This window comes from Pseudomonas lutea, from assembly GCF_000759445.1.
In the GTDB taxonomy this organism is placed as follows: Bacteria; Pseudomonadota; Gammaproteobacteria; order Pseudomonadales; family Pseudomonadaceae; genus Aquipseudomonas; species Aquipseudomonas lutea.
Genome location: NZ_JRMB01000004.1, coordinates 203923 through 218723 on the forward strand (window position 1 = coordinate 203923; position 14801 = coordinate 218723).

Sequence of the window (14801 nt, forward strand, 5' to 3'; positions counted from 1 at the left end):
TTACAACCCGGCAGCAGCGCGCAATGCATCCGCACGGTCGGTTTTTTCCCAAGTGAACGTGGTGAAGGTGTCGTCGCCCACGGTCTTGGTTTGCGGCGTGCGGCCGAAGTGGCCGTAGGCTGCGGTGTCCTGATACATCGGGTGCAGCAGGTCGAGCATGGTGGTGATCGCGTAAGGGCGCAGGTCAAAGTGCTCGCGGACCAGCTTGACGATTTTGTCGTCGCTGATCTTGCCGGTGCCGAAGGTGTTCAACGAGATCGACGTAGGCTGGGCAACGCCGATGGCGTAGGAGACCTGAATCTCGCAGCGCTCGGCCAGGCCGGCCGCAACGATGTTCTTGGCGACGTAACGGCCAGCGTACGCTGCCGAGCGGTCAACCTTCGATGGGTCTTTACCGGAGAACGCGCCGCCGCCGTGACGGGCCATGCCGCCGTAGCTGTCGACGATGATCTTGCGACCGGTCAGGCCGCAGTCGCCCACCGGGCCGCCGATGATGAACTGGCCGGTCGGGTTGATGTGGAACTGGGTGTCTTTGTGCAGCAATTCGGCCGGCAGCACGTGCTTGACGATCAGCTCCATCACGCCTTCGCGCAGGTCGTTGTAGGCGACTTCAGGGTTGTGCTGAGTCGACAGAACAACAGCGTCGATACCCACCACGATGCCGTTTTCATAGCGGCAAGTGACCTGGGATTTTGCATCCGGGCGCAGCCATGGCAGCAGGCCGGACTTGCGGGCTTCGGCCTGACGGTGGACCAGTTGGTGCGAGAACGCGATTGGCGCAGGCATCAGCTCGGCGGTTTCGTTGCTGGCATAGCCGAACATCAGGCCTTGGTCGCCAGCGCCCTGATCTTCAGGTTTCGCGCGGTCAACACCCTGGTTGATATCAGGAGACTGCTTGCCAATGATGTTCATCACGCTGCAGGTCGCGCCGTCGAAGCCGACGTCGGAGCTGGTGTAGCCGATCTCGCAGATCACGTCACGAACGATCTGCTCCAGATCAACCCACGCGCTGGTGGTGACTTCGCCGGCGACGATGGCCACACCGGTCTTGACCAGGGTTTCCACGGCAACGCGAGCCTGCTTGTCCTGAGCAATGATGGCGTCCAGCACCGCATCGGAAATCTGGTCGGCGATTTTATCCGGATGTCCTTCGGACACGGACTCGGAGGTGAAAAGGGAGTATTCGCTCATCTCGACGGTTTTCCTGATTATTACCGATGGTGAGTGTCGCCAGCCGGTCGCTGAAAATGGCGGACCTGAATCTGGAAACCATTACGTAAGCCTATGTACAGGCTTTCCCCGGGGACCAGCCCCGCAGCGATGGCCCAACGGGCCAGATCTTCCTGTTCGAAGCCCAACCAGAGATCGCCACAGGCTTCCTTCGCCCAGCTCTGGTTATGGCTGCACAACTCTGTCACCAGCAGGCTACCGCCCGGTTGCAACAGGTTGGCCAATTGTTTAAGTGCCTCGGCGGGCGCGGCGAAATGGTGCAGCACCATATTCAAGACCACACAATCGCCGGAAATTTCAGCATCGGCCAATGCATCGGCCAGTTTCAGCTCAACATTACCAAGCGCTTTTTGCGTGCAGATCTTGCGCGCCAGATCGAGCATCTCCGGGCTGTTGTCCAGACCTGTAACATGCCGGAAACGGCGTGACAGATCAGGCAGAAAACCGCCATCGCCAGGGCCCACTTCTATTGCGGTTGCGCCAGCAGGAAAGCTCAACTTGTCGAGCAACGACAGCAGGCTGTCGCGGTATTGCGGCAGCCCTGCGATCAGGTCCTGCTGGGCACGAAATTTCTCTGCCGTGCGCGCGAAAAAGTCCTGACTGGCATTCGCACGTTGACGGTGCACCAGTCCGATGCGCATCCGGACATCGTCAGGCAGACGCAAGTTGTCGGCTTCTTCCAGCATCGCCGCATGCAGCTTGCCGCCGGTATGCTCGGCGTGGGGCAGGGCGCGTCGGTAAAAGATCGCATTGCCTTCACGCCGCGTCGCGACCAGGTCGGCCTGTGCCAGCACCTTCAAATGATGGCTCATGCCGGACTGGCCGATGGCGAAAATCTGCGCCAGCTCCAGCACGCCGAAGGAGTCGTTCGACAGCGCGCGCAGGACATTCAGCCGCAGCGGATCGCCGCCGGCTTTGCACAAGGCAGCCAACTCGTCGCATTCATCATGGCTAATGGCAGGCACGCGTAGATTCATAAGGCAAGCAGTCTAGTTATCGACCTGCCCGGTCGCAAGGGCAATATCAAAAAGTTTTGATATTGCTCGATCAGTGGCGGCGGTCCGGCGCCGTGATTCTGCCGTTTAAGCTCACACTTTACGCGGGTTGTACGAAAACGCGTCAGTCCGCGAGGAAATAACCGATGGCGCGTGATCTGTCATTGCCCCCGGAGGGTGCCTGAGGGAAAATGGCCGCCTTTTTCCGGTCCCACTTTTATCTGCCCCAGGAGATCAGCGATGCCCAGCCGTCGTGAGCGAGCCAATGCCATTCGTGCCCTCAGCATGGATGCCGTGCAAAAGGCCAATAGCGGCCACCCGGGTGCCCCGATGGGCATGGCGGATATCGCTGAGGTGCTTTGGCGCGATTATTTGAAGCACAACCCGGCCAACCCGATGTTCGCCGACCGCGACCGTTTCATCCTGTCCAACGGCCACGGCTCGATGCTGATCTATTCGTTGCTGCACCTGACCGGTTACGACCTGTCCATCGACGACCTGAAAAACTTCCGTCAGCTGCACAGCCGCACCCCGGGTCACCCTGAGTACGGCTACACCCCTGGCGTTGAAACCACCACCGGCCCGCTGGGTCAGGGTTTCGCCAACGCCGTCGGCTTTGCAGTCGCCGAGAAAACCCTCGCTGCACAATTCAACCGTCCAGGCCACAACATCGTCGACCACCACACCTACGTGTTCATGGGTGACGGCTGCATGATGGAAGGCATCTCCCACGAGGTGGCTTCGCTGGCGGGTACGCTGCGCCTGAACAAGCTGGTTGCGTTCTACGACGACAACGGCATCTCCATCGACGGCGAAGTCGAGGGCTGGTTCACCGACGACACGCCAAAGCGCTTCGAATCCTACGGCTGGTTGGTCATCCGCAATGTCGACGGCCATGACGCCGACGAAATCAAAACCGCCATCGACACCGCTCACAAGAGCGACAAGCCGACGCTGATCTGCTGCAAGACCACCATCGGTTTTGGCTCGCCGAACAAGCAGGGCAAGGAAGACTGCCACGGTGCCCCGCTGGGTACTGAGGAAATCGCCCTGACTCGCGCTGCGTTGAAGTGGACCCACGGCCCTTTCGAGATTCCCGCCGACATCTACAGCGAGTGGAACGGCAAGGAAAAAGGCCTGGCTGTTGAAGCCGAATGGGATCAGCGTTTCGCTGCCTACTCGGCTGCCTTCCCTACCGAAGCCAACGAGTTGATTCGCCGCATGAGCGGTGAACTGCCGGCTGACTTCGCTGAAAAGTCCGCCGCGTACGTGGCTGAAGTGAATGCCAAGGGCGAAACCATCGCCAGCCGTAAAGCCAGCCAGAACGCCTTGAGCGCCTTCGGTCCGCTGCTGCCTGAATTCCTCGGCGGCTCCGCTGACCTGGCAGGTTCCAACCTGACCATCTGGAAAGGTTGCCGCAGCATCACCGGCGAAGACGCCACCGGCAACTACCTGCACTATGGCGTTCGCGAGTTCGGCATGGGCGCAATCATGAACGGTATCGCTCTGCACGGCGGTTTCGTCCCGTACGGCGCTACTTTCCTCATCTTCATGGAATACGCCCGTAACGCGGTGCGCATGTCCTCGCTGATGAAGAAACGCATCATCTATGTATTCACCCACGACTCGATCGGTCTGGGCGAAGACGGCCCGACTCACCAGCCAATCGAGCAACTGACCAGCCTGCGTACCACGCCGAACCTTGACTGCTGGCGCCCGGCTGATGCCGTTGAGTCTGCGATCGCCTGGAAACACGCCATTGAGCGTGACGATGGTCCGTCGGCGCTGATCTTCTCTCGCCAGAACCTGCAACATCAGGCGCGTGATGCCGAGCAGCTGGAAAACATCAACCGCGGTGGCTACGTGCTGCGCGACTGCAATGGCGAACCGGATCTGATCCTGATCGCCACGGGCTCGGAAGTCGGTCTGGCTGTTCAGGCATTCGACAAGCTGACCGCAGACGGCAAGAACGTGCGCGTGGTTTCCATGCCATGCACCAGCGTTTTCGAAACCCAGAGCGCGGAGTACAAGCAGTCGGTGCTGCCACTGGAAGTCAGCGCGCGTATCGCGATCGAAGCCGCTCATGCCGACTACTGGTACAAATACGTGGGCCTGGAAGGTCGCGTTATCGGCATGACCACCTTCGGCGAGTCGGCACCTGCCAACCTGCTGTTCGAAGAGTTCGGCTTCACGCTGGAAAACGTCCTCTCCACGGCTGAAGAGCTGCTGGAAGACTAAAACAGCAACGCGCTCCTCCCTTGCAGGAGCGCGCCTGCCCGCGAATGCATTCTGTCAGACGGCCGACATTGGGCTGACAGACTTCGATCGCGGGCAAGCGCGCTCCTGCAGGTTCTGATGAATGCCTGCGAGAACCCCATGCCTCAGCCACGCCCTTATAAAGTCGCCCTCAATGGTTACGGTCGTATCGGCCGCTGCGTGCTGCGCGCGCTGTGCGAACGGGGTGCGAAGGCCGGTTTTGAAGTGGTGGCAATCAACGATCTGGCCGACATGGCCAGCCTCGAATATCTCACGCGCTTTGACTCCACACATGGCCGGTTCCCCGGCGAAGTGCGGGTCGAAGGCGATTTTCTGCATATCAACGATCACGTCATCAAAGTCTTCCGCAGCGCCACGCCGGAGGGCATCGACTGGGGCTCGCTCGGTGTCGATCTGGTTCTGGAGTGCTCTGGTGTCTACAACACGCGCATCGAAGGCGAGCGCTTTCTATCGGCGCGTGCCCCCAGGGTGTTGTTCTCTCAACCCATGGCCAGCGAAGCCGACGTGGACGCCACGATCGTTTACGGCATCAACCAGGCAGAGCTGACGGGCGAAGAGCGGCTGGTTTCCGCCGCATCGTGCACCACCAACTGCAGTGTTCCGTTGCTCGATCTGCTGAACCGTGAGCTGGGTCTCGAATACGTGACCATTACGACCATTCACTCGGCAATGAACGACCAGCCGGTGATCGATGCTTATCACCATGAAGACCTGCGCCGCACCCGTTCGGCCTTTCAGTCGATCATCCCGGTGTCCACTGGTCTGGCGCGCGGTATCGAACGGTTGCTTCCGGAACTTGCCGGCCGAATTCAGGCCAAAGCAGTTCGTGTGCCGACGGTGAATGTTTCGTGCCTCGACATCACGCTGCAGGTTGCACGTGATACCGATGCCGTGGAAATCAACCGCATCCTGCGCGAGGCCGCCACCCGTGGCCCGCTCAAGGGGCTGCTGGCGTATACCGAATTGCCGCATGCCAGTTGCGATTTCAACCACGACCCTCACTCGGCGATCATCGATGCCAGTCAGACTCGGGTTTCCGGGCCAAGGCTGGTAAGCGTCCTGGCCTGGTTCGACAACGAGTGGGGTTTTGCCAATCGCATGCTGGATGTCGCTGATCACTACCTGCACACCATCCATAAACAATAGTAAAAACAGGGAACGCCTCATGACCGTGTTGAAGATGACCGACCTCGATCTGCAAGGTAAGCGTGTACTGATCCGCGAAGACCTCAACGTTCCGGTCAAGGACGGTGTGGTCACCAGCGACGCACGCATTCTTGCATCGCTGCCGACCATCAAGCTGGCGCTGGAGAAGGGCGCCGCCGTCATGGTGTGCTCACACCTGGGTCGGCCAACCGAAGGCGAGTTTTCGGCTGAAAACAGCCTCAAGCCTGTCGCTGAGTACCTCAGCAAGGCGCTGGGCCGCGAAGTGCCGTTGGTTGAGCAATACCTGGACGGTGTCGACGTCAAACCGGGCGAGATCGTGCTGTTTGAGAACGTGCGCTTCAACAAGGGCGAGAAAAAGAACGCTGACGAGCTGGCTCAGAAATACGCCGCTCTGTGTGATGTGTTCGTGATGGATGCTTTCGGTACAGCCCACCGTGCCGAAGGTTCGACCCACGGCGTTGCCAAGTTCGCCAAAGTCGCCGCTGCCGGCCCTCTGCTGGCAGCCGAACTGGACGCGCTGGGCAAGGCGCTTGGCAATCCGGCTCAGCCGATGGCCGCCATCGTCGCCGGCTCGAAAGTCTCTACCAAGCTGGACGTGCTCAACAGCCTCAGCGAAAAATGCAACCAACTGATTGTCGGCGGCGGCATCGCCAACACGTTCCTGGCGGCTGCAGGGCACCCGGTCGGAAAGTCTTTGTATGAGCCGGATCTGCTGGAAACGGCCAAAGCCATCGCCGCCAAGGTCAGCGTGCCGTTGCCGGTGGACGTGGTAGTTGCCAAGCAGTTCGCGGCCGATGCCGAGGCGACTGTCAAACTGATCGCCGATGTAGCTGCTGATGACATGATCCTCGACATCGGTCCTCAGACCGCTGCGCAATTCGCCGAACTCCTGAAATCTTCCAAAACCATTCTGTGGAATGGCCCGGTGGGTGTCTTCGAGTTCGATCAATTCGGTGAGGGCACCAAGACGCTGGCCAAGGCCATTGCTGAAAGCTCTGCGTTCTCTATTGCGGGTGGCGGCGACACGCTGGCGGCCATTGATAAATACGGTGTAGGCGACCAGATCTCCTACATCTCTACGGGCGGCGGCGCATTCCTCGAATTCGTCGAGGGCAAGGTCTTGCCTGCCGTGGAAGTGCTGGAACAACGCGCCAAGGCCTGACCGGCCAAGGTGAAGGGGAGTGAAATGGTCAAGCCGTTACCGCTATTGATCATGGCGGGTTTGCTGGTCGGCTGCGCGGGCAAGCCTGAAGCCGAAGCGACGCCCGGTACGGCGCCGGGGTTGCTTCAGGTCAGCTGCTATCAGGCGGGCTGGCAGGCTGAGACCGTTCCGATCGTGTACAAGCGTGGCGGGCCTGAAGTGTGGGAAAAGTACGACTTCATGCCAGCCGTTGGGCCAGTCCCCTGTCACTGATTGTCAGATGACGGTGTGCCGGAATACAGGAACAGAATTGCCCCTGCCGTGATCAACATCCATCAGGCAGGGGATCAGGAGTCGTAATGAAAGGCTTGATAGCCCTTGCCGCACTGACGGCGCTGAGCGGTTGCGCCAGCATGATGAAGGCTCCAGAGCCGGCAACGCCCTGGACCCATTGGGTCTGCGACAGCAAGGCCGAGATTTACTGGAAATACGTCGACGCCGCGCAGAAAGAGGTTGATGTTCGCCTCAATCAGAGCGAGCAGGTATTCCGGCTACAGGCAGCTCCCGGAGCTTCCGGCGCGCTCTACAGCAACGGCGTACTGGCGTTCGACAACAAAGGCACCGAAGGCCTGGTGTATTGGGACGCTACCAACGATTTGATCGGCCGTGGTTGCAAGGCGCAATAAACGCCAGAGCAATTCAGTCGAGGCAGTACCGGGCGGCATTCGAGAAATCCGCCCCTATAATTTGAATAGCCGCCATTACGGCACGCACGATTAACGACCCCACCGGGAGAGAGACAGACAATGGCACTTATCAGCATGCGCCAGATGTTGGACCACGCAGCCGAATTCGGCTACGGCGTACCTGCATTCAACGTGAACAACCTGGAACAAATGCGCGCCATTATGGAAGCGGCCGACAAGACCGATTCTCCGGTGATCGTTCAGGCCTCGGCCGGCGCGCGCAAATACGCAGGCGCGCCGTTCCTGCGCCACTTGATCCTGGCGGCAATCGAAGAGTTTCCGCACATTCCGGTGGTCATGCACCAGGACCACGGCACCAGTCCTGCCATTTGCCAGCGCTCCATCCAGCTGGGCTTCAGCTCGGTGATGATGGACGGCTCGCTGCGCGAAGACGGCAAGAGCCCGGCAGACTACGAGTACAACGTTCGCGTCACTCAGGAAACCGTCGCAATGGCGCACGCCTGCGGTGTCTCGGTCGAGGGTGAGCTGGGTGTTCTGGGCTCGCTGGAAACCGGCATGGCTGGCGAAGAAGACGGCGTGGGTGCAGAAGGCATGCTGGATCACAGCCAGATGCTGACCGATCCTGAAGAAGCGGCCGATTTCGTCAAGAAAACCCAGGTCGATGCTTTGGCCATCGCCATCGGTACCAGCCACGGCGCTTACAAGTTCACCAAGCCGCCTACTGGCGACATCCTGGCAATCGAACGTATCAAAGAGATCCACAAACGCATTCCGAACACCCACCTGGTGATGCACGGCTCTTCTTCCGTCCCACAGGAATGGCTGAAGATCATCAACGAGTTCGGCGGCGACATCAAAGAAACCTACGGCGTGCCGGTCGAAGAGATCGTTGAAGGCATCAAGCACGGCGTACGCAAGGTCAACATCGACACCGACCTGCGTCTGGCCTCCACCGGCGCCATTCGCGAGTTCATGGCAAAAAACCCGAGCGAGTTCGACCCGCGTAAATACCTGGCGAAAACCGTCTCGGCCATGCGCGATGTGTGCATCGCCCGTTATGAAGCGTTCGGCACTGCTGGCAACGCCTCCAAGATCAAGCCGATCTCTCTGGAGAAGATGTTCGAGCGTTATGCCAAAGGCGAACTGAACGCCAAAGTTAATTGATCGTTTTCTGATCAATTGGCTGTACGAAAAAGCCCGCAGCGATGCGGGCTTCTTTTTGGCTGAAAATCGGGTCGTTACAGACGAGGCTTACTTGGGCAGCCCGATGACCCGTCCAACGAACGCCGGTGCCTGTTGGTCATGCTGAGCCCGAACCAGCAATCGCATCGCTTCCAGAGACTGGTCGCCAAACGGCGCCGATTTCGGCCCTGCGGCCAGATCCACGTGCAGCAGCATTTGCTCACTCGCCGCCAGCACTTCATCGGATCCCGCTTTGAACAGCGAGTGATACAGCTGCACCCGTTTGCGGTCGTGTCCGAGGATTTGCGTGCGCACTTGCACGTCCTCGCCGAGTTTTACCTCGTGCAAGTAATTGATGTGCGCCTCCAGCGTGAACAGCGAGTGACCGCTTGCATCGCGATCATCACTGGCCAGGCCGATGCGCTCCATGAATCCGTCGGTGGCGTAACTGAAGATCAGCAAGTAAAAAGCGTCCCGCAGGTGGCCGTTGTAGTCGACCCAATCGGCGAGAACCGGGGTTTGGTAAGTGATGAGCGCAGGCATGGGTTTTCTCGAGCTGAGATCAGGTGGGCTGAATGGAACTATTCGTGAGCAAGCTCACTCCCACAGGTCTTAAGTGAACGGAAAAATTCGCATTTTCCCGACCATTTGTAGGAGCGCGCTTGCCCGCGATGAGGCCGGTTGAGGCGATACAACGCTTCAGTCAATCCTCAAATGCCATTCCATGCCTGGCCTTGGTGGTTTTCACCGCTTCCAGCACTGCCAGCAGACAGTCATCACGATAGCGTTCCAGCGCTGCGATGCTGTGGTTGCCCAACTGAGCCGAGGTGCCGTCAACCACGTCGTCGATCAGCTTCGCAGTCAGCTCCGGTGCGGGCAGGTAGGTCCAGGGTAATTGCAGCGCCGGACCGAACTGGGCCATGAAATGACGCATGCCCGCGTCGCCGCCCGCCAGCGTGTACGTCAGGAACGTGCCCATGAACGACCACCGCAGGCCCGCTCCGAAGCGAATCGCGTCATCGATTTCGCCGGTGGTCGCCACACCATCGTTCACCAGATGCAACGCCTCGCGCCACAGCGCTTCGAGCAAGCGGTCTGCGATGAAGCCGGGGACCTCTTTGCGCACGTGCAGCGGACGCATGCCCAGAGACTCATAGACCTTGATCGCTGCCTGCACCGCTTCGGGTGCAGTGTTCTTGCCGCCGACGACTTCCACCAGCGGCAGCAGGTAAACCGGGTTGAACGGGTGCCCCACCACGCAGCGTTCCGGGTGAGTGGCGCTTTCGTAGAACTCTGACGGCAACAGCCCGGACGTGCTGGAACCAATGATCGCGTCTGGCTTGGCGGCGGCGCTGATCTTGCTGTGCAGGTCGAGCTTCAACTCAAGGCGTTCCGGGGCGCTCTCCTGGATGAAGTCGGCGTCGCGAACGCATTCCTCAATGGAGTCAACGAAACGCAGCCGTTCTTGCGATGCGCCTGCAGCCAGGCCCTTTTGCTCAAGCGCAGGCCAGGCGTTGGCGACGCGTTTGCGCAGGGCCGCTTCTGCTCCCGGCGCCGGGTCCCAGGCCACGACATCCAGGCCATGAGCCAGCGCGCGCGCCACCCAACCGCTGCCAATGACACCGCTGCCCAAGGCTGCGAAGGTTTTGATGGTAGTGATGAAGGTCATATCGGTTACTCGAAAAGTGTCGACGCCCGTGCGGGATTTGCCTGGGGATCAAAAACGCTTTTTAAGGCCCATCTTCAGGCGGCCTTCGGCAGGAGTCAGAACCCGGGCACCCAGGCGGCTGAGGATCTCGCTGGCGCGCTCAACCAGTGCGCCGTTGCTGGCAAGTACACCTTTATCAAGCCAGATGTTGTCCTCCAGGCCGACCCGCACGTTGCCGCCCAGCAGTACTGCCTGGGCGGCCATCGGCATTTGCATGCGGCCAATGCCGAAAGCGGCCCACACCGCATCGGCTGGCAAGTTATCGACCATGGCCTTCATCGTGGTGGTATCTGCGGGTGCGCCCCACGGAATGCCCAGGCACAGCTGAAACAGCGGGTTGTCCAGCAAGCCTTCTTTCATCATTTGTTTGGCGAACCAGAGATGGCCCGTGTCGAAAATCTCCAGCTCGGCTTTCACCCCAAGCTCCTGGATTCGCCTGGCGCCGGCGCGTAGCTGTGCGGGTGTGGAGACATAGATCGTGTCGCCGTCGCCGAAATTGAGGGTACCGCAGTCCAGCGTGCAGATCTCCGGCAGCAGCGCTTCAACGTGCGCAAGCCGGGTCCATGGCCCTACCAGATCAGTCCCGGGGCCGAAGTCGGTGGGGCGCTCGCCTGGACCGATTTCCAGATCGCCGCCCATGCCTGCCGTGAGGTTGACGATGATGTCGATGTCGGCCTCACGGATGCGGTCCATGGTTTCGCGGTAGAGCTCGACGTCACGGCTGAACTTGCCGGTCGCTGGATCACGCACGTGACAATGCACGACCGTTGCCCCGGCCTTCGCTGCCTCGACCGCGGCTGCTGCGATCTGCTTGGGCGTGATCGGGACCAGATGGCTTTTGCCGGTCGTGTCGCCGGCACCGGTCAGTGCGCACGTGATGATGACGTCGTGATTCATGGCTGGGGGGTTCCTTGCAGGCCGGACAGTGAGGCGAGCATTGCGGCCCGCTTTTGAGGTGCAAAGCTACGCAGGGCCAGACGCGCCAAAACGCACAGCGGCGACAAGGTCTTGCACAGCAGCGACCTGTGCGGTTGCCCGCGTTGTGGAACCGGTGTATGTCATGTTGCTCTCAAGGAATCTCACGACAATGTCTCAGGACTTCTACTTCCTGCTCATGCCCGGCTTCTCGATGATGGGCTTCGTCTCGGCGCTGGAGCCACTGCGCGTGGCCAATCGGTTCGGCGGAGAGCTGTTTCGCTGGCACATCCTGAGCAGTGACGGCGGTCCGGTAATCGCCAGTAACGGCATGTCGGTCAACGCCGATGCGGCGCTGGAACCTTTGAAGAGGGGCGCGACGTTATGGGTTATGGGCAGCGTTGATCCGCTCAAGTCCTACACGCCGACGCTGGAGCACTGGCTGCGTCGGATCGATCTGGAAGGGGTGGTTCTGGGTGCGATCGACACCGGCAGTTTTGTCCTCGCCCAGGCGGGTTTGCTGGAAGGCTATCGACTCACCCTGCACTGGGAAGCGCTGGACGCATTCAAAGAGACCTTTCCCCGACTGCAAGCCACCCAAGAGCTGTTCGAAATCGACCGGCGCCGCATCACCTCGGCGGGCGGCACTGCTTCGATCGACATGATGCTCGACTTGATCGGGCAAGCGCACGGGCCGGACATGGCGATCAAGGTCTCCGAGCAGTTCGTGCTCGGCCGCATTCGTCAGCGCAAAGACCACCAGCGCATGCAGATCGCGACGCGTTATGGCATCAATAACAAGAAACTGGTTCAGGTGATCGGCGTCATGGAGCAGCACACTGAGCCGCCGCTGAGCACCTTGGCGCTGGCGGAAGGGATTCAGGTAACCCGTCGCCAGCTGGAACGGCTGTTTCGCCTGCACCTCAACGATACCCCAAGCAACTTCTACCTCGGGCTGCGACTGGAAAAAGCCAGGCAGTTGCTGCGGCAAAGCGACATGAGCGTGCTGGAGGTCAGTATCGCGTGCGGGTTTGAGTCACCCTCGTATTTCACTCGCAGCTACCGGGCAAGGTTTGTGGTGTGCCCGAGGGAGGACCGCGGGCGCACGCGTGAGGTGAAGGCTGTTTGATGCTCAATTATTGTGAATTATGGTCGCGACTATAATTCGGTATAAATGGCGCGGCGTGCTGCTTCCGGCTTCTTCTTCAGGCTCCGGCTCGTTCAGTAGGACCGGCTTCAGCCGGGAATAGGTCCGGTTGAGCACCCTCAGTTTAAGGTGGTGGCGCCTGACGCCTTCCCGGCTAAAGCCGGTCCTACAGTCGGTTTTAACCCCGGTCCACCACCGAGCAAGCGATTGGGTGCAGACCTTTCTACTTGGTCTTCATCAGCGCCGAACACGCCGCCTTGTACGCCTCGTGCTGATACTTGTTCAGCGCTGTCGGCAGTTCAAAGTTGTGCTTTTTCATTTGCGCATTGATAGTTTGCGGTGACAGAAGCACGACGTCGCAGTCTTCCAGCAACTGGAAGATGGTCTCAATCTTGAACGTCGTCGGGCCGCCGGCAAACTCGCCTTTCTTGCTGCGCTTTTTGATCGCGACATGAGTGATGCCGTTATCGCGCACGAAAGCGGCAACCTGGGCGGCGAACGCCTTCACGTTGGGAGCCTCGTCATCGTCTTCGAGGGCGATCTTTTTGGTCGGTAACGGAAGGTGTTCAAGCGCGCCGGATGCGCGAGTGGCGACAGCGAAGATGGCCTCGCTGCCTTTGATTTCTATGCCGCAGATGTTCATGTGCATACCTTGTGCTCGAGAAGGGCGTCAGGGTAGCGCATTCAACGCTTATTCAGACTGCGCGATGCTGTCCAGATACTCGGAACGCTCGTCGCTGGTCCGGGCCAGGCAGTCGTTCTGGCCGATGTTGAATTCCTTGGTGCCTGGCTTGGCGGGGAACACCTCGACGGCGCAGTCGGCATCACGCAATTTTTTCCAGGCTTCCTGGGCGACGGTCAGCTTGTCGGTGAATTCCTTCGCTTGCACCTTGTTGGCGCCGAACTGAACGTCTACCCGGGCCAGCACGTTCTGGAAATTCTCTTTCAACAACTTTTCCGCCGAGTCGCGGCTGTAGACCGAGCACTCAAGCGTCTGCTTGTCCTCGTCCACACCGTCACACGGGGTAGCGTCCGGGTTTGCCGCTGCATGTGCGCCTGTCGCGAATAAAGCCAGAGCCAGAAAAATGGTTTTCATTGGGACTTTCCGAGTCAGAGATGAAATGGATTCTCGCCCAAGCGCGGGGCAAAGAACAGGTATCAAATAAGGTGATCAAAAGACCACGCTCCGCCTTTGTCGTTTCTTGACGCTTTCGGCAATTCCCCTGTCGTTTTTGCACCCGGCTCCTCCGACCCTCAGGCATATGCTGACCCCAAAGCGCCGGCAGACCTTCCGGCCATTAAAGAACCCCAGGGGACCGCCTGATGAGCCCAGCCGAATTACACGCCGACAGCATCGTCATTGACGGGCTGATCATTGCCAAATGGAACCGTGAGCTGTTCGAGGACATGCGCAAAGGCGGCCTGACCATGGCCAACTGTACGGTGTCGGTGTGGGAAGGTTTCCAACAGACCGTCAACAGCATCGCCACCAGCCAGAAGCTGATTCGTGAGAACAGTGACCTAGTGATCCAGGTGCGTAACACCGCCGACATCCGCAAGGCCAAGGAGCTGGGCAAGACCGGCATCCTGTTCGGCTTCCAGAATGCCCATGCTTACGAGGACCAGATCGGCTACGTCGAGATCTTCAAACAGCTGGGCGTGGGCATCGTGCAGATGTGCTACAACACCCAGAATCTGGTGGGCACGGGCTGCTACGAGCGTGACGGCGGGCTGTCGGGTTTCGGCCGTGAAATCGTCGCGGAAATGAACCGCGTCGGCGTCATGTGCGACCTTTCCCACGTAGGCTCCAAGACCTCCGAGGAAGTCATCCTCGAATCGAAGAAGCCTGTCACCTACTCTCACTGCCTGCCTTCAGGCCTTAAAGAGCACCCGCGCAACAAATCCGACGCCGAGCTGAAATTCATCGCCGACCACGGCGGGTTTGTCGGCGTGACCATGTTCGCGCCGTTCCTGGCCAAGGGTATCGATTCGACCATCGACGATTACGCCGAAGCCATTGAATACGTGATGAACATTGTTGGCGAAGACGCCATCGGCATTGGCACCGACTTCACTCAGGGTCACGGTCAGGAGTTTTTTGAATACCTGACCCATGACAAGGGCTACGCCCGTCGTCTGACCAACTTCGGCAAGATCATCAACCCGCTGGGCATCCGCACCGTCGGCGAATTCCCGAACCTCACCGAAACCCTGCTCAAGCGCGGCCATTCCGAACGCGTGGTGCGCAAGATCATGGGCGAAAACTGGGTTCGCATCCTGGGCGATGTCTGGGGCGAATAAGCCTCATCGCACCTATCGCGCACTGAATTTC

15 protein-coding genes are annotated in these 14801 nt (G+C 59.7%); 8 read left to right on the top strand and 7 right to left on the bottom strand.

Annotation, left to right across the window (positions count from 1 at the left end; genetic code table 11):
- The gene (metK, locus tag LT42_RS23690) at positions 1 to 1191 is read right to left on the bottom strand and encodes a methionine adenosyltransferase (protein ID WP_037018958.1); all 1191 of its coding nucleotides are present in this window, start codon (positions 1189 to 1191) and stop codon (positions 1 to 3) included.
- A 20-nt stretch (positions 1192 to 1211) separates the two neighbouring features.
- The gene (locus tag LT42_RS23695; RefSeq protein ID WP_037018960.1) at positions 1212 to 2207 is read right to left on the bottom strand and encodes an ArsR/SmtB family transcription factor; all 996 of its coding nucleotides are present in this window, start codon (positions 2205 to 2207) and stop codon (positions 1212 to 1214) included.
- Between the two features lie 258 nt (positions 2208 to 2465).
- Here LT42_RS23695 and tkt point away from each other — a divergent pair, with 258 nt between their 5' ends.
- The 6 genes from tkt (at position 2466) to fba (ending at position 8681) form a co-directional block, all read left to right on the top strand.
- Complete coding sequence (gene tkt / locus LT42_RS23700; RefSeq protein WP_037018962.1) at positions 2466 to 4463, top strand: transketolase; 1998 nt, start codon at positions 2466 to 2468, stop codon at positions 4461 to 4463.
- Positions 4464 to 4601: 138 nt separating this feature from the next.
- Positions 4602 to 5648 carry an erythrose-4-phosphate dehydrogenase gene (epd, locus tag LT42_RS23705; RefSeq protein ID WP_037019283.1) on the top strand — a complete coding sequence of 349 codons (1047 nt, stop codon included), beginning with the start codon at positions 4602 to 4604 and terminating at the stop codon, positions 5646 to 5648.
- Positions 5649 to 5667: 19 nt separating this feature from the next.
- Positions 5668 to 6831 (top strand): phosphoglycerate kinase, encoded by a 1164-nt coding sequence (locus tag LT42_RS23710; RefSeq protein WP_037018964.1) that lies wholly within the window; start codon positions 5668 to 5670, stop codon positions 6829 to 6831.
- A 24-nt stretch (positions 6832 to 6855) separates the two neighbouring features.
- A complete protein-coding gene (locus LT42_RS23715) occupies positions 6856 to 7083 on the top strand; it encodes a hypothetical protein (protein ID WP_037018965.1) in 228 nt (75 codons plus the stop codon).
- An 86-nt stretch (positions 7084 to 7169) separates the two neighbouring features.
- A complete protein-coding gene (locus tag LT42_RS23720) occupies positions 7170 to 7496 on the top strand; it encodes an MliC family protein (protein WP_037018966.1) in 327 nt (108 codons plus the stop codon).
- 120 nt (positions 7497 to 7616) lie between these two features.
- Positions 7617 to 8681: a class II fructose-bisphosphate aldolase gene (gene fba / locus LT42_RS23725; protein WP_037018967.1), complete on the top strand. Its 1065-nt coding sequence runs from the start codon at positions 7617 to 7619 to the stop codon at positions 8679 to 8681.
- Positions 8682 to 8768: 87 nt separating this feature from the next.
- Here fba and LT42_RS23730 read toward each other — a convergent pair whose 3' ends face one another.
- The 3 genes from LT42_RS23730 to cdhC form a co-directional block, all read right to left on the bottom strand.
- Positions 8769 to 9242: a thioesterase family protein gene (locus LT42_RS23730; protein WP_037018969.1), complete on the bottom strand. Its 474-nt coding sequence runs from the start codon at positions 9240 to 9242 to the stop codon at positions 8769 to 8771.
- 160 nt (positions 9243 to 9402) lie between these two features.
- On the bottom strand, positions 9403 to 10368 hold the full coding sequence (locus tag LT42_RS23735) for an L-carnitine dehydrogenase (RefSeq protein ID WP_037018971.1): 966 nt from the start codon (positions 10366 to 10368) through the stop codon (positions 9403 to 9405).
- Positions 10369 to 10416: 48 nt separating this feature from the next.
- Positions 10417 to 11304: a 3-dehydrocarnitine:acetyl-CoA trimethylamine transferase CdhC gene (cdhC, locus tag LT42_RS23740; protein ID WP_037018973.1), complete on the bottom strand. Its 888-nt coding sequence runs from the start codon at positions 11302 to 11304 to the stop codon at positions 10417 to 10419.
- A 190-nt stretch (positions 11305 to 11494) separates the two neighbouring features.
- Here cdhC and LT42_RS23745 point away from each other — a divergent pair, with 190 nt between their 5' ends.
- A complete protein-coding gene (locus tag LT42_RS23745; protein WP_037018975.1) occupies positions 11495 to 12451 on the top strand; it encodes a GlxA family transcriptional regulator in 957 nt (318 codons plus the stop codon).
- A 241-nt stretch (positions 12452 to 12692) separates the two neighbouring features.
- Here LT42_RS23745 and LT42_RS23750 read toward each other — a convergent pair whose 3' ends face one another.
- Both LT42_RS23750 and LT42_RS23755 read right to left on the bottom strand, forming a co-directional pair.
- Complete coding sequence (locus LT42_RS23750) at positions 12693 to 13112, bottom strand: DUF3010 family protein (RefSeq protein ID WP_037019285.1); 420 nt, start codon at positions 13110 to 13112, stop codon at positions 12693 to 12695.
- A 48-nt stretch (positions 13113 to 13160) separates the two neighbouring features.
- Complete coding sequence (locus tag LT42_RS23755; RefSeq protein WP_037018977.1) at positions 13161 to 13565, bottom strand: lysozyme inhibitor LprI family protein; 405 nt, start codon at positions 13563 to 13565, stop codon at positions 13161 to 13163.
- A gap of 227 nt (positions 13566 to 13792) precedes the next feature.
- Here LT42_RS23755 and LT42_RS23760 point away from each other — a divergent pair, with 227 nt between their 5' ends.
- Entirely contained in the window at positions 13793 to 14770 is a 978-nt protein-coding gene (locus LT42_RS23760) for a dipeptidase (protein WP_037018979.1), read from the top strand.
- Positions 14771 to 14801 lie beyond the last annotated feature (31 nt).